Source organism: Ensifer sp. EB106-05-01-XG146, from assembly GCF_058791875.1.
The window spans coordinates 1,241,300-1,264,541 of record NZ_JBYTDX010000001.1 but is presented as its reverse complement, the minus strand read 5'-3'; the positions used below and the strand labels follow the sequence as shown (position 1 = coordinate 1,264,541).

Here is a 23,242-nt window from a genome sequence, read left to right as displayed (position 1 = left end):
GGGGCCTTTATTGGGAGAGTGGCAAGCACCTCCCGGTTCGTCAACACGATTCCTATTGGAAACGTCCTATGAGGTTGGTTTATTCATGCCTTTGAAATTCGTATTTTTTAAGCATTCGCTTATTTTATTGACCACATAGGCAAACCACCCCCTTTGACCTGCACAAATCCAGGCAACCGGCGCGCTTGCCTGGTTGCAGGAAATCGTGCAAGCTACTGATATATCAGAACCAAAGGAACGGCATGTCACCGCAATCCCAGGCTCACCTCGCCTATCTCGCGCTCGAACGCCTGATCGTCACATTGAAGCTCGAGCCCGGCGCCCTGGTCACCGAGAGGCAGTTGATCGAACTTGCCGGGCTTGGGCGAACACCGGTTCGCGAGGCGATCCAGAAGCTGGCCTGGCAGGGTCTCATGGATATCCGTCCCCGTGTCGGCTTGCAAATCACCACGATCCGGCCGGACGACCAGGTGCATGTCATGCAGACGCGCCAGAAACTGGAGCCGCTTGCCGCCGCCCTCGTCGCAACGCACGCAAGCGCCGAGGAGCGAAGCGCGATGAAAGCTTGCGGTGCGGAGATGGCCACCTGTCTTGATGCGGGCGAAATGGAGGGCTTTCTCGTCGCCGACAAGATGTTCGACGAACTGATGGAAGAAGCCTGCCCCAACCGGTTCCTGACCGCAGCACTTGCCCCGCTGCAGACACATGCGCGCCGCATCTGGTTTGCTTCGTCCTCGCATGAAAAGATGGCCGGATCGGTCCGCCGCCATGTAACGGTGATCGATGCGATCGAGCGGGCTGACGCTGAAGGCGCGTCGGCCGCGATGGCGGACCTGATGAGCTATCTATCAGACGCCTGAAGAAACCTTGCCTGCACGAGAAGAAACAACGGCAAGCGATTGCTTTCACGGTTGTTTCTTCAACACACTTCAGGCCGTCGGCATCATGCTGCCGGTCTTCAGCCGGCGCACATGCCAGTCGAAAGCCTCTTCCAGAATATGCGGGGTCTGTCCGCCACGGGTGGCGACCGCACGATTGAAGTAATCCGACAAAAGCTCCCGATAGGCCGGGTGGCAGCAGTTTTCGATGATGACGGGTGCGCGCTCCCGCGGCGCCAGGCCGCGCAGATCTGCAAGACCATGCTCGGTCACCAGAATATCGACGTCGTGCTCCGTGTGGTCGACATGGGACACCATCGGCACGACAGACGATATCGCCCCGCCCTTGGCAACCGACTTGGCGACGAAGATCGACAGGAAGGCGTTGCGGGCGAAATCGCCGGAGCCGCCGATACCGTTCATCATGTCGGTACCGCCAACATGGGTCGAGTTGACGTTGCCGTAGATATCGAATTCGAGCGCCGTGTTGATGCCGATGACACCGAGGCGCCGAATGATCTCCGGATGATTGCTCACCTCCTGCGGCCGCAGCACCAGCTTGTCCTTGTAGGCGCGGATGTTGCGGAACACGCGATCAGCCCAGGCGCTGGAAAGCGTCATCGACGAGGCCGAGGCGAAGCTCAGCTTGCCGGCCTCGAAAAGCTCGAACGTGCTGTCTTGCAGCACCTCGCTATACATACGCAGATCATGGAACGGACTGTCGACCAGGCCGCCCAGCACCGAATTGGCGATGACGCCGATGCCCGCCTGCAGCGGGTTGAGCGTCATGTCGAGGCGGCCCTTGCGCACCTCCTCCTGCAAGAAGGCGATCAGATGGCCGGCGATCGCCGTCGTCTCCGCATCCGGCGGAGAGATCCGTGCGGCGCTGTCCTCTTTCTCGGTGACGACGATTGCGACGATCTTTTCCGGATCGACAGGAATGTAGGGCGAGCCCGCACGGCTATCGCAAGCAACGACCGGGATCGGCGTGCGGCTCGGTCGCTTCGCCGGAATGAAGATATCGTGCAGGCCTTCGAGTTCGGGACTGTGGCTGAGATTGAGCTCGACGATCACCTTCTTCGCCAGGATCGCGAAGCTTGCCGAATTGCCGACCGATGTCGACGGAACGATGCCGCCGTCTTCGGTGATCGCCACCGCCTCGACCACCGCATAGTCGATGGGGCTGATCTGGCCGGACCGCAACTGCTCGACGGTTTCCGAGAGATGCTGATCGATGAACATCACCTCGCCGCGGTTGATCGCCGCTCGCAGAACCGGGTCCGACTGGAACGGCAGGCGCCGGGCAAGAACACCCGCCTCTGTCAGCGTCTTGTCGATGTCATGACCGAGCGAGGCGCCCGTCATCAGCGTGATGCGAAACTTCTCCCGTGCGGCCCGTTCGGCCATGGCAAGCGGCACGGCCTTCGCGTCACCGGCCTTGGTGAAGCCGCTCATGCCAATGGTCATGCCGTCCTTGATCAGCGCGGCCGCCTCTTCCGGCGTAGCGATGCGATCACGGAGCGATTTGCAGCGGATCCTGGCTTCCAGGTCGGTTGGCGGAACATGACTCATCGGGCACTCCCAGAAATGGCCCACGAGGCTCATAACAGGACGGCGCGGGCTTGGTTCGTCGTGCGCTTATTTTCGCATGTCTGCGTGCGCACGCTATGAAGATTTGCAGGAGCACGATAGCCGCTCGGACCGCAGGGCGGTACGCAGAATGGGCAGGGCGGAACTACCGCCGACGCATAGCTCGATGGCATTTCGCCTTAAACGACGAGGGGCGCACCCTTGGCGCGCCCCTCTAACGATAAACTGCACAAAAATGGGTCAGCCGACGAAGGCGCGTTCGATCACGAATTCGGCCGGCTTGTTGTTCGCACCTTCGGTGAGACCAGCGGCCTCGAGGATTTCCTTGGTGTCCTTCAGCATCGCGGTCGAGCCGCAGATCATGCCGCGATCGACAGCTGGATCGAGCGGCGGCAGGCCGAGATCGGAGAAGAACTTGCCGTTTACCATCAGGTCGGTAATGCGGCCCTTGAACGGGAAGTCTTCGCGGGTCACCGTCGCGTAGTGGCGCAGCTTGTCGCCGACAATCTCGTTCAGGAACTCATGGTTCCGGATTTCCTCGACCAGATCGAAGCCGTATTTCAGTTCGGCAACATCGCGGCAGGTATGGGTGAGGATCACTTCCTCGAACTTTTCATAGGTCTCGGGATCGCGGATCAGGCTTGCGAAGGGCGCAATGCCGGTGCCGGTCGAGAACATGTAGAGACGGCGCCCGGGAACGAGCGCGTCGAGCACCAGCGTACCGGTCGGCTTCTTGCGCATCAGCACCTTGTCGCCCGGCTTGATCCCCTGCAGGTGCGAGGTCAGCGGGCCATCCGGCACCTTAATCGAGAAGAACTCGAGTTCTTCGTCCCAGGCGGGGCTAGCGATCGAATAGGCGCGATAGACCGGCTTGTCGCCGACCATCAGGCCGATCATCGCGAATTCGCCCGAGCGGAAGCGGAATTCGGCAGGGCGGGTCATGCGGAAGCGGAAGAGCCGATCCGTATAGTGTTCAACGCTGGTCACCGTCTCGACGTAGACGCCTGCCGGTGCCTGGATCGCGAAATCTTCCGTTTTTGCCGGAGCATTCATCTTAGCTACAAGTCCTGTAAATGATGACCCTGTCTATCAACAATAAGCCGATATTCCAAGCTGCGCCTTGTTGAAAGGAAATCTCTTCCAAATATAGTCGCTTTTGGGGATTTCGGCGTGCTTCACACTGTCGCGGCCAACCCTACCCTATGACACCCGGCGCCAGCTATAGGATTTAGCATCGGTCGAGGGCTTGGCGGTCGGCTGGTAGTGCACAGCAATGCCCGGCAGGCGTCCTTCGGACAAACGCTTCAGCGCTGTCGCATTGCTGACAGCGAAGCTTTCGACGCCACAGCGCAGCATCAGCGGGATCTGGTCGATCAGCACGTCGCCGACCGCCCTCACCTCGCCGGTAAAACCAAGCCGCGCGCGCAGCAGCGACGCATGGCTGAAGGCGCGGCCGTCATTGAACGCCGGGAACGCGACGGCTACCAGCGCAAGGCGATCAAGGTGTGGTGCGAGCTTCGTCACGTCGTCTGCCGGCGCGATGACCACGCCAAGACCGGTTTCGTCGCTGTCTGCAACCTTGGCCAGGAACGCGTCGAGACCGACGATCGCCTTCTCGTTCGAGCCTGCCTTGGTTTCCTCCGTCTCGATGACCCAGGGATCATCGCCCACGAAACCGGTTTCCTTCCAGATTTTCGTCATTTCCGTTCCTCAGCGCCTCAGGCAGCTTCCTGCGCGCTGCCGTAGAGCGCATCCTTGAAGGGTTGGGGGCCGACGCGGCGATAGGCCTCGAGGAAGGTCTCTTGACCGTCGCGGCGCAGTCCCAAGTAGGTGTCGACGATGGTCTCGACGGCGTCGGTCACCTTCTCGGGTTCGAAGCCGCGGCCGATGATCTCGCCGATCGAGGTGTTCTCGTCGCCGGAGCCACCAAGCGTAATCTGATAGAGTTCCGCACCCTTCTTTTCAACGCCAAGCAGCCCGATATGGCCGACATGGTGATGACCGCAGGCATTGATGCAGCCGGAGATCTTGATCTTCAACTCACCGATCTCGGCCTGACGCTCGGGCGAACCGAAGCGGGTCGAAATTTCCTGCGCCACGGGGATGGAGCGCGCATTGGCAAGTGCGCAGTAGTCCAGCCCAGGACAGGCGATGATATCCGTGATCAGGCCGGCATTGGCAGTGGCAAGACCTGAGGCGACCAGCGCGCGGTAGACCGGCTCGAGATCGGCCAGCGCCACATGCGGCAGGATCAGGTTCTGTTCGTGGCTGACTCGGATTTCGTCGAAGGCGTATTCCTCGGCAATATCGGCAACGGCATCCATCTGCGCGTCGCTGGCGTCGCCCGGAATGCCGCCGATCGGCTTCAGCGAGATCGTCACCATGCCGTAGTCCGGGTGCTTGTGCGGCTGCACATTCTGCTGCACCCAACGGGCAAACTCGGGATCGGTCTTCTTCCAGCGCGCGAGGCTCTCCCAGCCTTCAGCACGGTTTTCGAGGGCCGGTGGCGCAAAATAGGTGGAGATCGCCTGGATGTCGGTCTCCGGCAGCTTCAGCTCGGTGTCCTTGAGGGCCGCGAACTCGACTTCGACCTGACGCGACAATTCTTCGGCGCCGGTCTCGTGTACGAGGATCTTGATGCGGGCCTTGTACTTGTTGTCGCGGCGGCCGTGCAGGTTGTACACGCGCATGATCGCCGTCGTGTAGGACAGCAGGTCCTCCTCCGGCAGGAAGTCGCGGATCTTCTTGGCGATCATCGGCGTGCGGCCCTGACCACCGCCGACATAGACTGCAAAGCCGATGCGGCCGTTTTCGTCCTTCTTCAGGTGCAGACCGATATCATGGACCTGGATTGCGGCGCGGTCGCGCTCAGCGCCAGTGACGGCGATCTTGAACTTGCGCGGCAGGAACGAGAATTCCGGATGTACGCTCGACCACTGTCTCAAGATCTCGGCGTAAGGCCTTGGGTCTGCGACCTCATCGGCGGCCGCGCCGGCAAAGTGATCGGCGGTCACATTGCGAATGCAGTTGCCCGAGGTCTGGAGCGCATGCATCTCGACGCTTGCGAGCTCTTGCAAGATATCCGGCGTGTCGGACAGACGCGGCCAGTTGTACTGGATGTTCTGGCGCGTGGTGAAGTGGCCGTAGCCGCGGTCATATTTGCGCGCGATATGGGCGAGCATGCGCATCTGGCGGCTCGACAGCGTGCCATAGGGAATGGCGACGCGCAGCATATAGGCGTGAAGCTGCAGGTAGACGCCGTTCATCAGGCGCAGCGGCTTGAAGGCGTCTTCGGCAAGCTCGCCACTCAGTCGCCGCTCGACCTGATCGCGGAACTGTTCGACGCGGGAGGAAACGAAGGCGTGGTCGAATTCATCGTAACGGTACATCGGGTATCGGTTCCTCAGGCAGCGTGTTTCGGGCCGGAAAGGCCATTGTAGCCGGCAGCGTAGGGGATCGAGGGGCCTTCAGCGCGGATGCGCTCGCGCATGCGCAGCGGGCGAAGTGTGCCGTTGATCTCTTCGACGTCGACGACGTTGGCATCGACGACCTTGTTGTCATCGAACGCCTGCTTACCGGTGGCTTCGAGCGCCGTCACGGCCTCGGCATGGCGAGCGATGAAGGCATCCTGAAGCTGCTCGACCCAGTTGCCCGCGGCATCCAGCCAGACGGAAATGCCGTCCGAAAGTCGATTTGCCGTCAAAACCTTACTCACCATGACCTCTTCCTCAGTTCAAAATCTGTTCGTCGCGCCCGAAAGCGGCTTCAATGTTTTTCTTCTCGCCACGCGCCTTGCCTGCGACGAGCGGTTCGGACCGCTCGAAATTGGCGCCGGCGACGGCTTCGCCGATGATGACCATCACCGGACCTGCAAGCTCGCTGCGGTTTTCAAGATCCGGAAGGTCCTTCAGCGTGCCGTGCAGCAGACGACGATCGGCGCGGCTGGCATTCTCGATGACGGCAACCGTCGTTTCCGGCGGAAAGCCTGCCTGCATCAGACGACCGGCGACCGACGCCGCAACTGTCCGCCCCATGTAGACGGCGATCGTTGCACCCGAGACGGCAAGCCGCGCCCAATCGGGCAGGACTTCGCCGGTCAGATCGTGGCCGGTCGTAAAGACCAGCGAGGAGGCAACACCGCGAAGCGTCAGCGGCAGTTCAAAATCGGCCGCCGCGGCGAAGGCCGAAGTGATACCCGGGACGATCTCGTAGCTGATACCGGCTTCGCGCATCGCCGCCATCTCTTCGCCGGCGCGGCCATAAACCAAAGGATCTCCGGACTTCAGACGGACGACGCGCTTGCCTTCGGCAGCCAGCGTCACCAGCAGCTGGTTGATCTCGTCTTGGGACTTGGTGTGGCAGCCCTTGCGCTTGCCGACCGACAGGCGCTCGGCGTCACGACGACCCATATCAACGATCGTCTGCGGCACCAGCGCATCATAAACGATCGCATCGGCTTCCATCATCACGCGCTGGGCGCGGAGCGTCAGCAGGTCTTCAGCGCCTGGACCGGCACCGACGAGCCAGACATGGCCCCTCGCCTTCTCGGGCGCATCGAGCAGACGCGAAGCCTCACGGCGGGCAGCAGCCAGATCGCCGCCGGCGACCTTGTCTGCCACCGGCCCCTGGAAAAACCGGCGCCAGAACATGCGGCGGGCAACGCCGCGCGGCACCAGGCGATCGACGGCCTCGCGATAGCTCGCGGCAAGCGAAGCAACGACGCCGAGCGAGGGGGACAGCAGCTGATCTATCTGCGCACGGATCATCTGCGCCAGAACGGGTCCTGCCCCTTCGGTCCCGATGGCGACTGCAACGGGGGCACGGTTCACGAGCGCCGGCGTGAAGAAGTCGCAGAAGTCGGGCTGGTCGACGGCATTTGCCGGGATCTTGCGTTCACGCGCTGCACGGACGATGCGCTGATCCTCGACGGCATTGCCGGTGGCGGCAAAAACGAGAATAGCGCCGTCGAGCTGCTCGGGTGCGAAGGCGGCCGCGACATGTTCGATCCCACGGTCACGAAGGTATTGTGCGAACTCCGCTTCCGGCGCGTCGGCGAAGACGACGATCGACGCTTCGGTGTTCAGCAGCAGCCGCACCTTGGCAAAGGCTTCGTCGCCATTGCCGAAAACCGCCACGCGCTTTTGCGCGACGCGAAAGAATGCGGGGAAAACGGCGAGCTGCTGCGACATGGTCTTGCGGTCATTCCTTCTACAGGCTGCGGCGAATATCCCTTATGGCGCACGACAATTGAAGGAACAGAAATTTCAATGCCTTTCCAGGCACGTATTGTTTTGCTCGGCGGTGCACCATTTTGAGCAAATATCTCCGAGCCTGTTCAATCGCCGACCTTGGCGCGGCCATTGCGCCGCATGGGTAACCTCCGTTAAATGCCGTCAACGACCTGCCGGAGGCCCAAGACATGACAAAACCCGAACTCGCCGAACGGCTTTTGACCGTCATCGAGCAGAATATCCTGCCGCTTACCGAAAAGGGTGTTGCCGCCGGCAACAAGGTCTTCGGCGCCGCGATCCTGCGCAAGTCCGATCTGTCGCTGGTGCTTGCCGAAACCAACAACGAGACGGAAAATCCGCTCTGGCACGGCGAAGTGCACACGCTGAAGCGTTTCTACGAGATGGTGGACAAGCCTGATACCCGCGACCTCATCTTTCTCTCGACGCACGAGCCCTGCTCCATGTGCCTTTCGGCCATCACCTGGGCCGGCTTCGACAATTTCTATTACTTCTTCAGCCACGAGGATTCGCGCGACGCCTTTGCGATCCCGCACGACCTGAAGATCCTGAAAGAGGTCTTCCGGCTGGAACCGGGTGGCTACGCGCAAGACAACGCCTTCTGGCACTCGGCCTCGATTGCTGCACTCTCGAAAGACGCCGATGCCGAAACCCGCGATCGGCTTTCCGCCCAGGATGCCCGCATCCGCGCCCGCTACCAGAGCCTTTCCGACAGCTACCAGTCGGGCAAGGACGACAACGCCATTCCGCTGAACTGAGATCCATGGAACCTTCACGCGACGTAACGCGCCTGCTCGACATCATGGCGGCGCTCCGCCAGCCCGAGACCGGCTGCCCCTGGGACATCGTCCAGACCTTCGAGACCATCAAGCCCTATACGATCGAAGAGGCCTATGAGGTTGCCGACGCCATTGAGCGCGGCGACATGCACGACCTCTGCGACGAGCTCGGCGACCTGCTGCTGCAGGTGGTCTTCCACGCCCGTATGGCCGAAGAGGCCGGCGACTTTGCTTTCGGCGACGTCGTTGAGGCGGTGACCCGCAAGATGATCCGCCGGCACCCGCATGTCTTTGCCCGATCCGACGCCGATACGCCCGAGGCGGTGAAGCTGCAATGGGATGAGATCAAGCAGGCCGAAAAGGCCGAGCGGCAAGAAAAGCGCGCCAAGCGCGGCCTCGCGCCTGATGCAGCCGCAAACCATTTGGGCTCGGTGCAGCGCTCATTTCCGGCGCTCGTAGAAGCCCTGAAGCTGCAGGAGCGCGCCGCAAAAGTCGGCTTCGACTGGTCGGAGCCGGAACCGATCCTCGACAAGATCGAGGAGGAAATCGGCGAGTTGCGCCAGGCTCTGCGAGAAAAGGACCGCGCCAAAGTCAGCGACGAACTGGGCGACCTGATCTTTGCCGTGGTGAACATCGGGCGCCATGTCGGCACCGATCCGGAGATGGCGCTTCGCGGCACCAACACCAAATTCCGCCGCCGCTTCGCCCATATCGAGCGGGAACTCGGCGCGGCCGGCGAGACGCTGGATGAGGCAACGCTGGAGCGGATGGAAGAGCTCTGGCAGGCAGCCAAGGCGATCGAGCGACAGCTGGGCTAGAACGAGCGGGCCGCGTGCCCGCCATGCGTCCCCTTTCCCAAAGCTGAGGCCGACAGCGGCTAGCCGCCAACCCCGGGAAAGCTACAGCTTACCAGTCTTCCTCGACGGGCTTCGGCCCGTTTCCGAGGCGACGCTCCAGCTCGGAGGCCTCGTTCTCGGTCAACCTGAGATCAAGGCTCACCCGCCCATCTTCCAGGTCCTCGCGACCGTCGACGATCGCGTGCTGGTAGACCCAGGGCAGAAGCTGCAGCTGATCGATGCCGAGAACGACAGTGCATTCCGTCAGGACGCCGGAAAGACGACGGCCGATTTCGGCGAGCAGTTCGTCGACGCCGTCACCGGTGATCGCGGAAACGGCAACCGTGTTGTTGGACGTCGCCGCTTTGCCGCGCAATGCCTCGCGTGATTCGTCATCCAACCGGTCGATCTTGTTCCAGACCTCGATCAGGCGCTCGGAGGCCTCCTTCTCGTCGATGCCGAGATCGGACAGGATTCTGAGAACGTCGCTTGCTTGTGCCTGGTTGTCCGGGTCCGAGAGGTCGCGGACATGCAGGATCAGATCCGCCTCCAGCACCTCTTCCAGCGTCGCGCGAAACGCGGCGACCAGATGGGTCGGCAGGTCGGAAATGAAGCCGACAGTGTCGGAGAGGATGACCATCCGGCCATGCGGCAGCTTCAGCCGCCGAAGCGTCGGGTCGAGCGTCGCAAACAGCATATCCTCGGCCAGAACGCCTGCCCCGGTCATGCGGTTGAACAGCGTCGACTTGCCGGCATTGGTGTAGCCGACGAGGGCGACGATCGGGTGCGGTACCTTCTTGCGCTTAGAGCGATGCAACTGCCGCGTGCGGCGCACCTGCTCCAACTCGCGCTCGAGCTTGACGATGCGATCCTGCAGCAAGCGCCGGTCCGCTTCGATCTGGGTTTCACCCGGACCGCCCATGAAGCCGCCACCGCCGCGCTGGCGCTCAAGGTGGGTCCAGCTTCGGACCAGGCGGCCCTTCTGATAGTTGAGATGCGCGAGATCGACCTGCAGCGTGCCTTCCTTGGTGGAGGCGCGGCGGCCGAAGATTTCGAGAATGAGGCCCGTACGGTCGATGACCTTGGCGTTCCATTCCTTCTCGAGATTGCGCTGTTGCACCGGCGTCAGCGGATGGTCGACGATGACAAGACCGGCATCGAGCTCGACGAGGATGTGGCCAATCTCTTCGATCTTGCCGGTACCAAGCAAGGTGCCCGGCTTCGGCTGCGCCACCGGAACGATGGCGCCATGCACGACCTCAAGATCGATCGCCATGGCGAGACCGGTCGCCTCTTCGAGGCGACTTTCGTCCGAGCGCGTCGTGGTGGTCGAGAGCATATCTGCGGACTGCCGTCCGGTCTTTTTCAAGACTGGAACGATGACGACCGCGCGCATGTCGTCGCGGAGCTTCTCGAGCTCCGGAATGATCGACGACAATTTTGAATCACGTTTGGTAATGTGCCTAACGTCCCGTCAGGATGCGGCTTCTTCGTTCTCGAACATCTGCAGCGGCTGGCCGGGCATGATGGTCGAGATCGCGTGCTTGTAGACCAGTTGCGAGTGGCCGTCGCGACGCAGCAGGACGCAGAAGTTGTCGAACGAGGTTACAACGCCGGTAAGCTTGACGCCGTTGATGAGAAAAATTGTCAAGGAAATCTTTTGCTTGCGGACCGTATTGAGAAAGAGATCCTGCAAGTTTTGAGAACGTTCCGCCATCGCGCCGCTTCTTTCTTATTTGCCGGCGTTTTGCGCCGGTGCATTTTTGTCAAATTCAGCAATCAGAGGCGCCACAAGTACCTTCCCCGACACCTCTTCAGAGTTGGTATCAAATCAATGTCTTTTCCGCAACGCCGAAAAAGGCTTCGCGAATATTCTGTGCTATGCTTCCTGGATGGCCGTTGCCGATCGGCTTGCCGTCGATCGAAACGACCGGAAAACAGATGCTGGTGGCGGCCGTAATAAACACTTCGCGCGCCGCGAGCATCTCATCGCCCGAGAACGCCCTCTCCTCGATTTTAAGCCCAAGCGGCACCGCTACATCCATCAAGGTGGTGCGGGTGATTCCCTTGAGGATGCCGTGTTCTGCCGGTCGTGTGCGCAGGTTTCCGTCGCGATCGACAATCCAGACATTGGTCGCTGCGCCTTCCTTCACCGTGCCGTCGGCATCGACGAAGATCGCCTCCTGTGCGCCTTCCTCCTTGGCCTTCTGGCGCGCCAGCACGTTGGGCAGAAGCCCGACCGACTTGATGTCGACACGATCCCAACGGTTTTCCGGCACCGTGATCGCCGCAATGCCATGGGTCGCCTTCCTGGCAATGGCTGCAGCGTCGGTGCGCTTCGCCGTCACCACGATCGACGGGCGTGTTTCCGCTACGGGAAAGACGTGATCGCGGCGCGCCACGCCGCGCGTGACCTGCATGTAGAACAGGCCGTTTCTCACCCGGTTGCGCCGGATAACTTCGCGGATCACGTGGACGAGCGCGGCCCTTGTCATCGGCCAGTCGATGCGCAGTTCGCTGAGCGAGCGGCCGAGGCGATCGAGATGACGGGTGAGATCGACGATATAGCCGTGACGCACCTCGCAGACCTCATAGACGCCGTCCGCAAACTGATAGCCGCGGTCCTCGATATGGACGCCGGCGTCCGCGTGCGGCACGTAGGCGCCGTTGACATAGGCAATTCGGGACATCGTCTCGACCTTAGAAATACTGGATGCTGACGCGGAACAATTGCTCGACATGGCGCACCGCATCGGCCGTGGCAAAGAGCACGACGCGGTCCTTCGCCTTGATCCGGGTGGCGCCATCAGGGCGGATGAACGTCTTGTCGCGATAGAGCGCGCCGATGCGGATTCCGTCGGGAAGTTCGAGGTCGCGCAGGGCCTTGCCGACGAGCGGCGACGTTTCCAGAGCCTCGGCCTCGATCACCTCGGCCATGCCCTTCTGCACCGCATAGACCGAGCGGATGCGGCCCTTGCGGACATGCTGCAGCACGCGCGAAATGGTCACCGCGCGCGGGTTCACATAGGCGTCGACGCCGGCAGTCGCGGCAAAATCCTGGTAGGACGGTTCGTTGATGAGGACGAGTGTGGACTTTGCACCCAGGTGTTTCGCCATCATACTGCCGAGGATGTTGATCTGGTCGTTGTTCGTGAGCGCCACGACGAGATCGGCGTCCTGGACATCGGCCTGCGCGAGGATCCGCTGGTCCATGGCCGACCCGTTGAGGACGACCGTGCTGCTCAACTTGTCGGCCATCATCACCGCGCGGTCGCGATCGCTCTCGATCAGCTTCACCCGCGTGCGCGGCTGGTGTTCCTCGATCGTCTTGGCGACGAAATAGCCGACATTGCCGCCGCCGAAAATGATGATGCGCCGCGCCTCCTGCTCTTCGTGGCCGAAGAGCGTAAGCGTGCGCCGCGCATGATCCCGATCGCAAACGACATAGGCGATATCGCCCGCCTGCAACTGGTCGTCGGAATGGGGCACGATCACCTTGCCGTTGCGGAAAATGCCGGTGACGGTCGCAAGCAGGTCAGGAAACAGTTCGCTCAACTGTTGCAGCGGCGTGCCGACGACGGGACAGTCTTCCAGGCACTCGAAGGCGACCATGGCGATGCGGTCATCGGCGAAACGCACAACGTCGATCGCGCCGGGAAAGGAAATGCGCCGCAGCACGAGCCGCCCGACCTCAACTTCGGGCGAGATGGTGACGTCGATCGGCACGTTCTCGCGCGAAAACAGGTTCGCATACTCAGGCGCGAGATAGCTCTGCGCCCGAATGCGCGCAACCTTCGTCGGCACGTTGAAGATCGCGTGCGCCACTTCACAGGCGACGATGTTGACTTCGTCGGACAGCGTGACCGCAATCAGCATGTCGGCCTGGTCAGCACCCGCCTTGGCGAGCACATCCGGATGCGCGCCATGGCCGACGTAACCGCGCACGTCGAGGCTCTCGGTGATGTTGGCGATCAGCGCCGCCGACGTATCGATCACCGAAACGTCGTTGTCTTCCTGCGCCAGTCGCTCGGCAATGCCGTAACCGACCTGCCCCGCGCCACAAATGACTACCTTCATGTCGTTCTTTCACATGCGAGCGCGGGCGGGTTGGCCGGAAATTCCGGTTCAGACGCCCAGCGACTTCAGCTTCCGATGCAGCGCCGACCGCTCCATACCGACAAACTCCGCCGTGCGCGAAATATTGCCGCCGAATCGGTTGATCTGCGCGATCAGATAATCACGTTCGAACATTTCGCGAGCCTCGCGCAACGGCAAGGTCATGATGTGCTGGTCGCCCTGGGCCGAAATCTTCGGCAGGGTGTCACCCACTTCGGTCGGCAGCATGTCGGCCGAGATCGGCGTATCCGGACCGTCGCTGCGGGCAAGGATCATCAGCCGCTCGATGTTGTTGCGAAGCTGGCGGATGTTGCCCGGCCAGTCATGCGCCTGCAGCACCGCCAGCGCGTCGTCGCCGATCTTGCGCGGACGGATGCCCGCCTGCTCGCTGACCTGGCGCATGAACATGTCGACGAGGAACGGAATGTCTTCGCGCCGCTCGGCGAGTGCCGGAACACGAACCGGAATGACCGCCAGCCGGTGGAACAGGTCTTCGCGGAACAGGCCCTCGGAGATCATGTTTTCGAGATTGTAGGCCGTCGACGAGATGATCCGGACGTCGACCTTCACGCGTTTGGTGCCGCCGACACGCTCGAACTGCTGGTCGACGAGCACGCGCAGGATCTTGTTCTGCGTCTCGCGCGGCATTTCGCCGATCTCGTCGAGATAAAGGATGCCGCCATGGGCTTCCTCGAGCGCGCCCGTGCGGCGCGGCTGGCCCGGCGTGCCCTCGGTCCCGAAGAGGGCGATTTCCATTCGGTCCGGCGTGATCGCCGCTGCGTTCAGCGCCACGAAGGGGCCCGTCGATCGCGTCGACTTGCGGTGGATCATGCGCGCGACCAGTTCCTTACCGGAACCCGAGGGCCCCTGGATCATGATGCGGCTGTTGGTCGGCGCGACCTTTTCGACCGTCTGGCGAAGCTGCGAGACGGCAACGGACGTGCCGATCAGCTCGACCGGATCGCCGGACTTCTTCTTCAGCTCCGAGACTTCGCGCTTGAGCTTGGAATTTTCCAGCGCCCGTTCGGCGATCAGGATCAGACGGTCGGCCTTGAAGGGCTTCTCGATGAAATCATAGGCGCCGCGCTTGATGGCGTTGACCGCGGTCTCGATGTTGCCGTGACCGGAAATCATGACAACCGGAAGATCCGGGTGCCGCCCCTTGATCTCGTCGAGCAGCGCCAGGCCGTCGAGGCGGCTTCCCTGCATCCAGATGTCGAGGAAGACCAGCCGCGGCACGCGATCGCTGATCGCCGCCAGCGCGCTGTCGCTGTCGAAGGCGGTGCGCGTTTCGTGCCCCTCGTCGGACAGGATACCCGACACGATCTCGCGGATATCTTCCTCATCGTCCACAACCAGAATATCAGCGGCCATCGCTCGCACCCTTATCCTTCAAACTCTCTTCGCCCCCGGTTTCTCCGGCAGGCGGCAGGATCACGCGGATCATCGCCCCGACACCACCGTCGTATTCGGCAGGCGCGTCGTGCAATTCCAATTGTCCGCCATGGTCCTCAATGATCTTCTTGACGATGGCGAGACCCAGGCCCGTGCCCTTCTCGCGCATCGTCATGTATGGCTCCAGAATACGGTGCCGATTTTCCGTGGGCAGACCCTTGCCGTTGTCGATGATGTCGACGACGAACTGGCCGGTCGCCGCATCGGTTCGCGCACGCGCCACGACGACAGGCTGGCCGCGGACCGCATCCGCCGGCACCGCCTCGATCGATTCCACGGCATTCTTGACGATGTTGCCGAAGGCCTGGCCAAGCATGCGCCCGTCGAACAAGCCCTCAAGCGGCTCCTCGCCGAAGTCGCGCACGAAGTTGATGTGGTTGTTGCCCATTTCGCGCAGGAACACTGCATCCTTCAGGATCGCGCGAAGATCCGCCCGTTCCTTTGTCGGCTTCGGCATGCGCGCGAAGGCCGAGAACTCGTCCACCATGCGTCCGATGTCTTCCACCTGGCGCACGATGGTGTCCGTGCACTGGTCGAAAACGGCTTTGTCGTCCTGATTGATCTGTTTGCCGTAGCGCCGCTTCAGGCGCTCGGCGGAAAGCTGGATCGGCGTCAGCGGGTTCTTGATCTCGTGGGCGATGCGGCGCGCCACGTCCGCCCAGGCGGTCGAGCGCTGGGCGATGACGAGATCGGTGATGTCGTCGATGGTGATGACGTAGGATTCGTTCGCCTCGCCGCCCTCTTCGCGCGTCACCTGAACGTTCAGCGTGCGCTCGGTTCCGCCGCGCATGACGTTGATCTGCTTGCGGTAATCGTTGCGATGGCGCCCTTCGGCCTCGACCAGGACCTCCTCGATCTCGGGCGCGATCTGCCTGAGATCGGCACCGAGAAGATCCGGCGCGGCCTTCTTCAGGAAATCTTCGGACGACGGATTGGCAATGGTGATCTGGCGGTCACGACCGACACCGATGACAGCCGCGGTCACGCCCGACAGAACCGCCTCGATGAAGCGGCGGCGGTGGTCTACTTCGTCCTTGGCCTCCAGGATCTGCTCCTGCTGGCTGCGGATCTCAGAAACCATCTTGTTGAAGGTTCGTGACAGATTACCGACGTCGCCATCGACGGCGCGCACCGGCACGACGACATCGAGATTGCCGGAAGCGACGCTGTCGGCGGCACCGATCAGCTGGCGGATGGGCCGGACAATCCGGTCAGCGACTGCGATCGCGGTCCAGATCGCGGCAAGCAGTACGATGAGGGCAAAGCCGAGATAGAGGACGCCGAAGGCGATCTGGGTGAAGGTTCGCCCGGCCTCGAGCATCTTGTACTCGGCGGTGTTCTCCTCCATCAGCCGGAGCGAGCGCATCACCTCCGGATCGACGTTTCGAACCGTGTAGAGGAAGGTGCCCGGGATGTCGTCGAGCGGGATGACCGCGCCGACAAGGTTGGTAATCCCCGGCGGGATCAGAGTCGGCTGGCCAGAGACGGAACTCTTCAACGCATCCGGCGGGATCGCCGGCAGCGGCCGATCGGTCGAGATGTTGGCCTGCACGATGGGGCTGCCGTCGGCACGCACAAGAAAGGCGCCCAGCATACCGCGTCCGCGCGCCTGGCGGGTCATCAGCTCGGCAAAGCCCGTGCGGTCGAGGCTGTAGAGCTGACGGTTGCGCTCGAGGTCGTTCGCCATCGACACGGTCTGGCCCTGGAGATAGCTGGCATTCTCGAGCACATAGGCCTGCGCCACGTTGATCGAGGAGCGGACGATCGCCTGGGTTCGGAGCGAAAACCAGCGGTCAAGGCCGACATCGAGCGTGATGCTGGCAAAGATCGCGACGAGAACCGCCGGCGTGATCGCCACGATTGAAAACAGCGCGACGATGCGCACGTGCAGTCGCGCTGCGGCACGGCCTTTGTGGCGGGCGCGCAGGAGACGCAGGATTTCACGGGCGATCAGATAGATGAGGCCGACGACGAAGAGGCTGTTGATCGCCGCACAGGCGATGACGATATTTCGTTCGAGCTTGATTGGCGTCAGGCCGAGAAGCACGAGCAGGGAAACGGTCGCACAGATCAGCGCGCCGGTTGCCAACATCAGGCCCGGCAGGGCAAAGGAGCCACGGCGATCCTGCGCCGCCAGTCCCTCATCTGTGCCCAGCGGCAAGGCCATTGCGTCCACCATGAAAAGCGTTCCCCCAACCGTCGCCGGCCGGCGACGGCATCTCTTGCTTGCATTCTCGGGTCAAAGGTTGACCTCACCACCCAGATGGGCTGCCGCGCTGCACCCCCGTCAATCGATTGGGTCAAATCGATTGAACAGGACGGCAACGACGCGCGATTCGGCGGCCGTTATCCGTTCAAGCAACGCATTGTGGCGAAAATGCAACGGTGGGTGCGACCAAGTCAAGCGCTGCGTGAGCTGCGATAGACCGAAACACCGAGCTCGCGGATCTTCTTGCGCAGCGTGTTGCGGTTGAGGCCGAGCAGATCGGCCGCCTTGATCTGGTTGCCGCGGGTGGCGGTGAGCGCTGCGAGGATCAGCGGATACTCCATTTCCGCAAGTACCCGGTCGTAAAGGCCGGCCGGAGGCAAGGCCTCGCCAAAGCTTGCGAAATACTGGCGCATATTTTCTTCGACCGCCTGCGAAATCGTCAGCGAGCCCGGACGCGCCGCCGCCTTCTCGATCGGGCTATCCGGGATCTCGGAGCGAAGCTCGTTTTCGATGATCTCGCGGCTGATGACATCCTGTGGATAAAGTGCCGTCAGGCGCCGCACCAGGTTCTCCAGCTCGCGAACGTTGCCCGGCCAGGGGTGCGCCTTCATCAGCTCCAGCGCCTCATGGTCGAAGCGCTTGACGTCCAAGCCTTCCTTTTCCGCTTGCTGGACGAAGTGGCGCACGAGGTCCGGAATGTCCTCGGCACGGTCGCGCAGCGGCGGCAACCGCAGCGGCACGACGTTCAGACGATAGTAGAGGTCTTCGCGGAACAGGCCCTGATTGATCGACTGCTTCAGGTCCTTGTTGGTTGCCGCGACAATACGCACGTCGGAGCGGATCGGCGTGCGGCCGCCGACGGTCGTATATTCCCCCTGCTGCAAGACCCGTAGAAGACGCGTCTGCGCGTCCATCGGCATGTCGCCGATTTCGTCGAGGAAGAGCGTTCCGCCTTCGGCCTGCTCGAAACGCCCGGTCGAGCGCATCTGCGCACCGGTAAAGGCGCCCTTCTCGTGGCCGAACAGTTCCGATTCGATCAGGTCGCGCGGGATCGCCGCCATGTTGATCGCCACGAAAGGGCCGTTGCGGCGCTTGCCATAGTCGTGCAGCGCGCGTGCAACAAGCTCCTTGCCGGTGCCGGACTCTCCGGTAATCATCAGGGTCAGGTCGGTCTGCATCAGGCGCGCCAGCACCCGGTAGATTTCCTGCATCGCAGCCGAGCGGCCGACCAGCGGCATGCCGTCCTGGGTGTCGTCGTCGAGCTTTGCCGGCCGGCGCTTCGGCTCCGACAGCGCCCGGCCGATGATGCCGATCAACTCGGTCAGGTCGAAAGGCTTCGGCAGATAGTCGTAGGCGCCCTTCTCCGAGGCCTTGATCGCCGTCATGAATGTGTTCTGGGCGCTCATGACCAGCACTGGCAGGTCGGGGCGCGCCTTCTTGATGCGCGGGAGAAGATCGAAGGCGTTTTCGTCCGGCATCACCACGTCGGTCACGACCAGATCGCCATCGCCCGCCGCAATCCAGCGCCACAGCGTCGCCGCGTTGGAGGTGATGCGGACATCGTAGCCGGCGCGGCTGAGCGCCTGGTTCAGCACGGTGCGAATGGCGGCATCGTCATCCGCGACGAGGATCGTGGCACCGGTCATGCAAGGTTTCCTTTTGTCATCGGCATGTCGTCGTCATCCGCGGCCTGGCCCTTGGAGGCAGGCATCAGCACGCGGAAGGTGGTGCGGTTCTGCTGGCTGTCGCATTCGACGATCCCGCCATGGCCGCCGATGATCTTGGCAACCAGAGCGAGACCCAGGCCTGAACCATTGGTCTTGGTGGTGATGAAGGGGTCAAACAAGAGCGGCAGCAGGTCCTGAGGGACGCCTGGGCCATTGTCGTGCACGCAGAATTCCAGCGGCAGCGAGATCTTCTCGCGCGTCCCGGCAACCGACAGGCGAATGCCCGGCCGGTAGGCGGTCGTCAGCAGGATTTCGCCGTCGTGGCGTTCGCCGATCGCTTCGGCCGCATTCTTGATCAGGTTCAGGAACACCTGAACCAGCTGATCGCGGTTGGCATAGACGGGCGGCAGCGACGGATCGTAGTGCTCCGCGAACTTGATGTGGCGGGCGAAGCCGGCCTTGGCGATCGCCTTCACGTGGTCGAGCACCGAATGGATGTTCAGCGGCACGCGATCGACGGGGCGCTCGTCGGAAAACACCTCCATGCGATCGACCAGCGAAACGATGCGGTCGGTCTCGTCGCAGATCAGCCGCGTCAGCGCGCGGTCCTCGTCGTTGGCGGAGGTCTCCAGCAGTTGCGCAGCACCGCGGATGCCTGAGAGTGGGTTCTTGATTTCATGCGCCAGCATCGAGGCGAGACCGGTCACCGAACGGGCAGCGCCGCGATGCGTCAGCTGCCGGTCGATCTTGTCGGCCATCGAACGCTCCTGGAAGACCACGACGACCGCACCCGGCTCGGACAGTACAGGGGCGACATAGAGATCGACGAGCTTGTCGGCCCCAAGGCGCGGCGAACTCAGGTCGACGCGATACTCGTTGACCGGCGCCTTGCGCTCGCGCACCTGCTCGATCAGCGTCAGCAGCGGACTACCAAAGGGAATGAAGGCGCTGATGTCATGGCGCGCCAGGTGGTTGGCGCTGGCGCCGAAAAACGATTCGGCCTCCCAGTTGGCAAAGGCGACGAGACCCTTGGCGTCCACCATGATCACCGGGTTCTGGATGGCGTTCAGAACCGCCATCGACAGACCGTTGGCGACGGCATCCGGCATGCTCGGTTTCTCGGTCATGCGGCAATTCCTTCTGCGACCGCCTCGCCTTCCGGCTTACTCGAGGCGGCGTCGAGCATCGCCGCACGGGCTCTGTCGCGGACGAAACGGGCATCGGTCGATGTCAGGATTGCGGCCTTTTCCGGACCCGCAAGGTCAGGGGCGGCGCGATCGAGATACCAGGCGACATGCTTGCGGGCATGCCGGAGGCCGACCTCAACGCCATAGAATTCGAGCATCATCTCGTAGTGCTCCGCAAAGATATCGGCGACCTCCGCCGCTGACGGATGCGTGACCGCCCCGGCGAGAAGCCCGACGTGCCACGGGCGCCCCTGCGAGGACCGGCCGGCCATGACGGCGTCCGCGCCCGATCGGCGGAGAATCTTTTCCGCATCGGCGACCGTCTCCACGTCACCATTGGCGACCAGCGGCACGGTAACGACGTCGCGGACCAATCGGATCGCATCCCAATCCGCCTTGCCGTTGTAGAACTGCATGCGCGTGCGGCCGTGCACGGTAATTGCCTTCACGCCCGCCTCTTCGGCGCGCTTGGCAATCAGCGGCGCATTGATCGAGTTTTCATCCCAGCCGAGCCGCATCTTCAGCGTCACGGGCACATCGACGGCGTTGACGGTCGCCTCAACCAGCGACAAAGCGTGATCGGGGTCGCGCATCAGGGCCGAACCGGAGTAACCGCCCGTCACCTTCTTTGCCGGGCAGCCCATATTGATGTCGATGATGTCGGCGCCATTGTCGGCAGCGATCTTCGCGGCCTCCGCCATCCAATGGGCCTCACGGCCCGCAAGCTGGACGATGTGCGGCTCGATCCCGGAGTTCTTCAGCCGCGCCCAGGATTCCTGGGCATTGCCGACCAGTTCACGGCTCGCCACCATTTCAGTCACGACGAAACCCGCACCGAAGCGCCAGGCAAGCCGCCGGAATGGGAGATCGGTGACGCCGGACATCGGCGCGAGCGCAACTCGGTTGCGGATTTCGATGGATCCGATGCGAAGCGGAGACGAAAGAGCCGGAATTGGCAAATGCATATCTTTCAGGCACATGTTGTTCCTGCACTATTTTTAGACATTGTTCTCGGACTTGCCAAGCGATTTCGGCGCGGCGCGCAAAATTCTAAGCTCAGCTGGCAAAGCACGACCCTTCGCGGTACATCACGGCGAAGATCGGCGAATGCGGGACCTCATACAGAAAATGCAGCCTCAAGAACAGTTCAAGTGCGGCGTGGTTATCGTTGCGGCAGGACGCGGCGAACGCGCCGGGCAATCCGCCGAGGGCCCGAAGCAGTACCGAACCATCGGCGACCGCCCCGTTATCGCCCATACGCTTGACACTTTCGCGACATGGCCGGGCGCCGGTCCGATCGTCGTCGTCATCCATCCGGACGACGAGGCGCTGTTTAACGCCGCACGCAAACGCTCGGTGGCCGAGGATGTGATCATCGTCCACGGCGGCGCGACCCGGCAGATATCGGTGCTCGCCGGCCTCGAAGCCCTGGCCGACATCGGCGCGCGCCGCGTGATGATCCACGATGCGGTGCGCCCCTTTGCCGATCACGCGCTGCTGTCGCGGTGCGTTGCGGCATTGAGTGAGGACGTCAGGGCCGTACTGCCGGCGGTCGCCGTCGCAGACACGCTGAAGCGTGCCGGCAAAGATGGCACGGTCACGGAAACCGTGCCGCGCGACGGCCTCTACGGCGCGCAGACGCCTCAGACATTCGATCTCCAGGCAATTCTTGCCGCTCACCGGGAGGCGGCGAGAAGCGGCCGCACGGATTTTACCGACGACGCGTCGATCGCCGAATGGGCCGGCCTCAAGGTCGTGCTCGTCGAAGGCGCCGTCGACAACGTCAAGCTTACGCTGAAAAGGGATATCGCCATGGCCGACGAAAAACTCAAGCGCCCCCCCCTGCCCGATGTGCGCACTGGCAACGGCTACGACGTGCACCAGCTCGTCGAGGGCGACGGCGTCACGCTCTGTGGCGTCTTCATTGCGCACACCAAGAAACTTTCCGGCCATTCCGATGCCGACGTAGCGCTGCATGCGCTGACCGACGCATTGCTTGCCACCTGCGGCGCCGGTGACATCGGCGACCATTTCCCGCCGTCCGACCCGCAATGGAAGGGCGCGCCGTCGCGCATCTTCCTGGAGCACGCGGCCAAAATCGTGCGCGAGCGCGGCGGCATCATCACCAATGCAGACGTTTCGCTGATCGCCGAAGCGCCGAAGGTCGGGCCGCACCGCCTGACGATGCGCGAAAATCTCTCGGACATGCTGGGGATTTCACTCGACCGGTGCTCGGTCAAGGCAACGACCAACGAACGCCTTGGTTTCGTCGGCCGCGACGAAGGCATCGCCGCGATCGCCACGGCGACGGTCGTCTATGGGAACCTTTCGTGATGTGGTCCGCCGACATCGAAGTCAAAGCCAGTGAGATCATCGCGCAGTTCACGGCACATGGCCTCAAGGTGGCAACCGCCGAATCCTGCACTGGTGGCCTGATCTCCGGGGCGCTGACCGAGATCTCCGGCTCGTCCGCAGTCCTCGACCGCGGCTTCGTCACCTATTCCAATGAGGCAAAGGTCGCAATGCTCGGCGTCGAGACGGCGACGCTCGTCGCCCATGGTGCCGTCTCGCGGCAGACGGCGATCGAGATGGCACAGGGCGCAATCGCGCATTCGGCGGCTGACTTCGCCGTTGCCGTCACCGGCATTGCTGGGCCGAGCGGTGGTTCGGCTGAAAAGCCTGTCGGCCTTGTGCATCTCGCTGCGGCAGGGCGAAACGGCGCGCTGCTGCATCGCGAGATGCGCTACGGCGATATCGGCCGCAGCAACATAAGGCTTGCGACCATCCGCACCGCACTCGATCTGCTCACGCAGATCGCTCAGGCCGAATAGATGCTGTCGGCGCGCTTTTCGAAGGCGTCGGAGAACATGCGGAAGGCACGGTCGAACATCGAGCCCATCAAGGCCCCGAGGATGCGGCTCTTGAACTCGTAGTCGATGTCGAAGTGCACGATCGACTGCCCCTCGCCCGAAGGCTCGAAGCGCCAGCGGTTGTCGAGATATTTGAACGGCCCGTCGATGTATTTGACGTCGATCGTCCGCTCTGCCTTGTTCAGCAGCACCTGCGTCGTGAAGGTCTCGCGGATCGCCTTGTAACCGACGGTCATATCGGCAAGCAGAAGCACTTTTCCATCGCGCTCCTTGCGCGAGCGTACCGTCAGTGCCTCACAGAGCGGCAGGAACTGCGGATACTGTTCGACGTCGGCAACGAGGTCGAACATCTGGTCTGCGGTGTGCTTGACGACGTGGTTGGTTTCGAAATGCGGCATAAAGGGGA

At 62.5% G+C, this 23,242-nt stretch carries 21 protein-coding genes; 5 read left to right on the top strand and 16 right to left on the bottom strand.

All coding sequences use genetic code 11. The features are described 5' to 3' along the window. The first annotated feature begins 242 nt into the window (after nucleotides 1–242). Entirely contained in the window at nucleotides 243–860 is a 618-nt protein-coding gene (locus AC3WVQ_RS06165) for a GntR family transcriptional regulator (protein ID WP_090295688.1), read from the top strand. A gap of 69 nt (nucleotides 861–929) precedes the next feature. On the opposite strand, the gene scpC is transcribed toward AC3WVQ_RS06165, so the two are convergent. The 6 genes from scpC to cysG form a co-directional block, all read right to left on the bottom strand. After that, complete coding sequence (gene scpC / locus AC3WVQ_RS06160) at nucleotides 930–2,450, bottom strand: succinyl-CoA:acetate CoA-transferase ScpC (protein ID WP_090295691.1); 1,521 nt, start codon at nucleotides 2,448–2,450, stop codon at nucleotides 930–932. A gap of 258 nt (nucleotides 2,451–2,708) precedes the next feature. After that, complete coding sequence (locus tag AC3WVQ_RS06155) at nucleotides 2,709–3,521, bottom strand: ferredoxin--NADP reductase (RefSeq protein WP_034795721.1); 813 nt, start codon at nucleotides 3,519–3,521, stop codon at nucleotides 2,709–2,711. 147 nt (nucleotides 3,522–3,668) lie between these two features. Beyond that, a complete protein-coding gene (locus tag AC3WVQ_RS06150) occupies nucleotides 3,669–4,169 on the bottom strand; it encodes a DUF934 domain-containing protein (protein WP_034795725.1) in 501 nt (166 codons plus the stop codon). Nucleotides 4,170–4,186: 17 nt separating this feature from the next. After that, nucleotides 4,187–5,857 (bottom strand): nitrite/sulfite reductase, encoded by a 1,671-nt coding sequence (locus AC3WVQ_RS06145; protein ID WP_034795728.1) that lies wholly within the window; start codon nucleotides 5,855–5,857, stop codon nucleotides 4,187–4,189. 14 nt (nucleotides 5,858–5,871) lie between these two features. Next, nucleotides 5,872–6,186 (bottom strand): DUF2849 domain-containing protein, encoded by a 315-nt coding sequence (locus tag AC3WVQ_RS06140; protein WP_034795732.1) that lies wholly within the window; start codon nucleotides 6,184–6,186, stop codon nucleotides 5,872–5,874. Between the two features lie 10 nt (nucleotides 6,187–6,196). After that, complete coding sequence (gene cysG / locus AC3WVQ_RS06135; protein ID WP_090295693.1) at nucleotides 6,197–7,657, bottom strand: siroheme synthase CysG; 1,461 nt, start codon at nucleotides 7,655–7,657, stop codon at nucleotides 6,197–6,199. 230 nt (nucleotides 7,658–7,887) lie between these two features. Between cysG and AC3WVQ_RS06130 the strand changes: the two genes are divergently transcribed. After that, on the top strand, nucleotides 7,888–8,475 hold the full coding sequence (locus AC3WVQ_RS06130) for a nucleoside deaminase (protein WP_090295696.1): 588 nt from the start codon (nucleotides 7,888–7,890) through the stop codon (nucleotides 8,473–8,475). A 5-nt stretch (nucleotides 8,476–8,480) separates the two neighbouring features. Beyond that, nucleotides 8,481–9,314, top strand: a complete 834-nt coding sequence (gene mazG, locus AC3WVQ_RS06125) for a nucleoside triphosphate pyrophosphohydrolase (protein ID WP_090295698.1) — start codon at nucleotides 8,481–8,483, stop codon at nucleotides 9,312–9,314. 88 nt (nucleotides 9,315–9,402) lie between these two features. Here the strand turns inward: mazG and hflX are convergent, their stop codons facing one another. From hflX to dusB, 9 genes are all read right to left on the bottom strand, one after another. Continuing rightward, nucleotides 9,403–10,728 (bottom strand): GTPase HflX, encoded by a 1,326-nt coding sequence (hflX, locus tag AC3WVQ_RS06120; RefSeq protein ID WP_060517394.1) that lies wholly within the window; start codon nucleotides 10,726–10,728, stop codon nucleotides 9,403–9,405. A 78-nt stretch (nucleotides 10,729–10,806) separates the two neighbouring features. Then, entirely contained in the window at nucleotides 10,807–11,049 is a 243-nt protein-coding gene (gene hfq / locus AC3WVQ_RS06115) for an RNA chaperone Hfq (RefSeq protein ID WP_003535434.1), read from the bottom strand. 109 nt (nucleotides 11,050–11,158) lie between these two features. After that, a complete protein-coding gene (locus tag AC3WVQ_RS06110; protein WP_090295701.1) occupies nucleotides 11,159–12,022 on the bottom strand; it encodes a D-amino-acid transaminase in 864 nt (287 codons plus the stop codon). 10 nt (nucleotides 12,023–12,032) lie between these two features. Then, nucleotides 12,033–13,409, bottom strand: coding sequence for a Trk system potassium transporter TrkA (gene trkA, locus AC3WVQ_RS06105; RefSeq protein WP_034795767.1), 1,377 nt, complete (start codon nucleotides 13,407–13,409; stop codon nucleotides 12,033–12,035). Between the two features lie 48 nt (nucleotides 13,410–13,457). Then, the gene (ntrX, locus tag AC3WVQ_RS06100) at nucleotides 13,458–14,822 is read right to left on the bottom strand and encodes a two-component system response regulator NtrX (RefSeq protein ID WP_060582471.1); all 1,365 of its coding nucleotides are present in this window, start codon (nucleotides 14,820–14,822) and stop codon (nucleotides 13,458–13,460) included. Beyond that, nucleotides 14,812–17,082 (bottom strand): sensor histidine kinase NtrY-like, encoded by a 2,271-nt coding sequence (locus AC3WVQ_RS06095; RefSeq protein WP_090295703.1) that lies wholly within the window; start codon nucleotides 17,080–17,082, stop codon nucleotides 14,812–14,814. Before AC3WVQ_RS06095 ends, ntrX begins: the two co-directional genes overlap by 11 nt. 221 nt (nucleotides 17,083–17,303) lie before the next feature. Continuing rightward, a complete protein-coding gene (ntrC, locus tag AC3WVQ_RS06090; protein ID WP_034795776.1) occupies nucleotides 17,304–18,758 on the bottom strand; it encodes a nitrogen regulation protein NR(I) in 1,455 nt (484 codons plus the stop codon). Continuing rightward, the gene (locus AC3WVQ_RS06085) at nucleotides 18,755–19,906 is read right to left on the bottom strand and encodes a two-component system sensor histidine kinase NtrB (protein ID WP_034795779.1); all 1,152 of its coding nucleotides are present in this window, start codon (nucleotides 19,904–19,906) and stop codon (nucleotides 18,755–18,757) included. Before AC3WVQ_RS06085 ends, ntrC begins: the two co-directional genes overlap by 4 nt. Further along, nucleotides 19,903–20,946: a tRNA dihydrouridine synthase DusB gene (gene dusB / locus AC3WVQ_RS06080; RefSeq protein ID WP_090295706.1), complete on the bottom strand. Its 1,044-nt coding sequence runs from the start codon at nucleotides 20,944–20,946 to the stop codon at nucleotides 19,903–19,905. Before dusB ends, AC3WVQ_RS06085 begins: the two co-directional genes overlap by 4 nt. Before the next feature lie 148 nt (nucleotides 20,947–21,094). Between dusB and AC3WVQ_RS06075 the strand changes: the two genes are divergently transcribed. Together AC3WVQ_RS06075 and AC3WVQ_RS06070 are read left to right on the top strand one after the other, a co-directional pair. Further along, on the top strand, nucleotides 21,095–22,300 hold the full coding sequence (locus AC3WVQ_RS06075) for a bifunctional 2-C-methyl-D-erythritol 4-phosphate cytidylyltransferase/2-C-methyl-D-erythritol 2,4-cyclodiphosphate synthase (protein WP_492382919.1): 1,206 nt from the start codon (nucleotides 21,095–21,097) through the stop codon (nucleotides 22,298–22,300). Then, the gene (locus AC3WVQ_RS06070) at nucleotides 22,300–22,797 is read left to right on the top strand and encodes a CinA family protein (RefSeq protein WP_090295710.1); all 498 of its coding nucleotides are present in this window, start codon (nucleotides 22,300–22,302) and stop codon (nucleotides 22,795–22,797) included. Before AC3WVQ_RS06075 ends, AC3WVQ_RS06070 begins: the two co-directional genes overlap by 1 nt. Here AC3WVQ_RS06070 and AC3WVQ_RS06065 read toward each other — a convergent pair. Next, complete coding sequence (locus AC3WVQ_RS06065) at nucleotides 22,785–23,234, bottom strand: type II toxin-antitoxin system RatA family toxin (RefSeq protein WP_060516918.1); 450 nt, start codon at nucleotides 23,232–23,234, stop codon at nucleotides 22,785–22,787. The genes AC3WVQ_RS06070 and AC3WVQ_RS06065 overlap by 13 nt on opposite strands. Nucleotides 23,235–23,242 lie beyond the last annotated feature (8 nt).

What these genes read in the sequence shown, in the direction of transcription:
- hflX (WP_060517394.1), bottom strand. Translation starts at nt 10,728, where the DNA reads ATGCGCGCGGTCGTCATCGTTCCAGTCTTGAAAAAGACCGGACGGCAG.
- AC3WVQ_RS06165 (WP_090295688.1), top strand. Translation starts at nt 243, where the DNA reads ATGTCACCGCAATCCCAGGCTCACCTCGCCTATCTCGCGCTCGAACGC.
- AC3WVQ_RS06075 (WP_492382919.1), top strand. Translation starts at nt 21,095, where the DNA reads ATGCAGCCTCAAGAACAGTTCAAGTGCGGCGTGGTTATCGTTGCGGCA.
- scpC (WP_090295691.1), bottom strand. Translation starts at nt 2,450, where the DNA reads ATGAGTCATGTTCCGCCAACCGACCTGGAAGCCAGGATCCGCTGCAAA.
- AC3WVQ_RS06140 (WP_034795732.1), bottom strand. Translation starts at nt 6,186, where the DNA reads ATGGTGAGTAAGGTTTTGACGGCAAATCGACTTTCGGACGGCATTTCC.
- AC3WVQ_RS06145 (WP_034795728.1), bottom strand. Translation starts at nt 5,857, where the DNA reads ATGTACCGTTACGATGAATTCGACCACGCCTTCGTTTCCTCCCGCGTC.
- AC3WVQ_RS06155 (WP_034795721.1), bottom strand. Translation starts at nt 3,521, where the DNA reads ATGAATGCTCCGGCAAAAACGGAAGATTTCGCGATCCAGGCACCGGCA.
- AC3WVQ_RS06085 (WP_034795779.1), bottom strand. Translation starts at nt 19,906, where the DNA reads ATGACCGAGAAACCGAGCATGCCGGATGCCGTCGCCAACGGTCTGTCG.
- AC3WVQ_RS06110 (WP_090295701.1), bottom strand. Translation starts at nt 12,022, where the DNA reads ATGTCCCGAATTGCCTATGTCAACGGCGCCTACGTGCCGCACGCGGAC.
- ntrX (WP_060582471.1), bottom strand. Translation starts at nt 14,822, where the DNA reads ATGGCCGCTGATATTCTGGTTGTGGACGATGAGGAAGATATCCGCGAG.
- AC3WVQ_RS06130 (WP_090295696.1), top strand. Translation starts at nt 7,888, where the DNA reads ATGACAAAACCCGAACTCGCCGAACGGCTTTTGACCGTCATCGAGCAG.
- cysG (WP_090295693.1), bottom strand. Translation starts at nt 7,657, where the DNA reads ATGTCGCAGCAGCTCGCCGTTTTCCCCGCATTCTTTCGCGTCGCGCAA.
- ntrC (WP_034795776.1), bottom strand. Translation starts at nt 18,758, where the DNA reads ATGACCGGTGCCACGATCCTCGTCGCGGATGACGATGCCGCCATTCGC.
- AC3WVQ_RS06095 (WP_090295703.1), bottom strand. Translation starts at nt 17,082, where the DNA reads ATGGTGGACGCAATGGCCTTGCCGCTGGGCACAGATGAGGGACTGGCG.
- dusB (WP_090295706.1), bottom strand. Translation starts at nt 20,946, where the DNA reads ATGTGCCTGAAAGATATGCATTTGCCAATTCCGGCTCTTTCGTCTCCG.
- AC3WVQ_RS06150 (WP_034795725.1), bottom strand. Translation starts at nt 4,169, where the DNA reads ATGACGAAAATCTGGAAGGAAACCGGTTTCGTGGGCGATGATCCCTGG.
- AC3WVQ_RS06065 (WP_060516918.1), bottom strand. Translation starts at nt 23,234, where the DNA reads ATGCCGCATTTCGAAACCAACCACGTCGTCAAGCACACCGCAGACCAG.
- hfq (WP_003535434.1), bottom strand. Translation starts at nt 11,049, where the DNA reads ATGGCGGAACGTTCTCAAAACTTGCAGGATCTCTTTCTCAATACGGTC.
- mazG (WP_090295698.1), top strand. Translation starts at nt 8,481, where the DNA reads ATGGAACCTTCACGCGACGTAACGCGCCTGCTCGACATCATGGCGGCG.
- trkA (WP_034795767.1), bottom strand. Translation starts at nt 13,409, where the DNA reads ATGAAGGTAGTCATTTGTGGCGCGGGGCAGGTCGGTTACGGCATTGCC.
- AC3WVQ_RS06070 (WP_090295710.1), top strand. Translation starts at nt 22,300, where the DNA reads ATGTGGTCCGCCGACATCGAAGTCAAAGCCAGTGAGATCATCGCGCAG.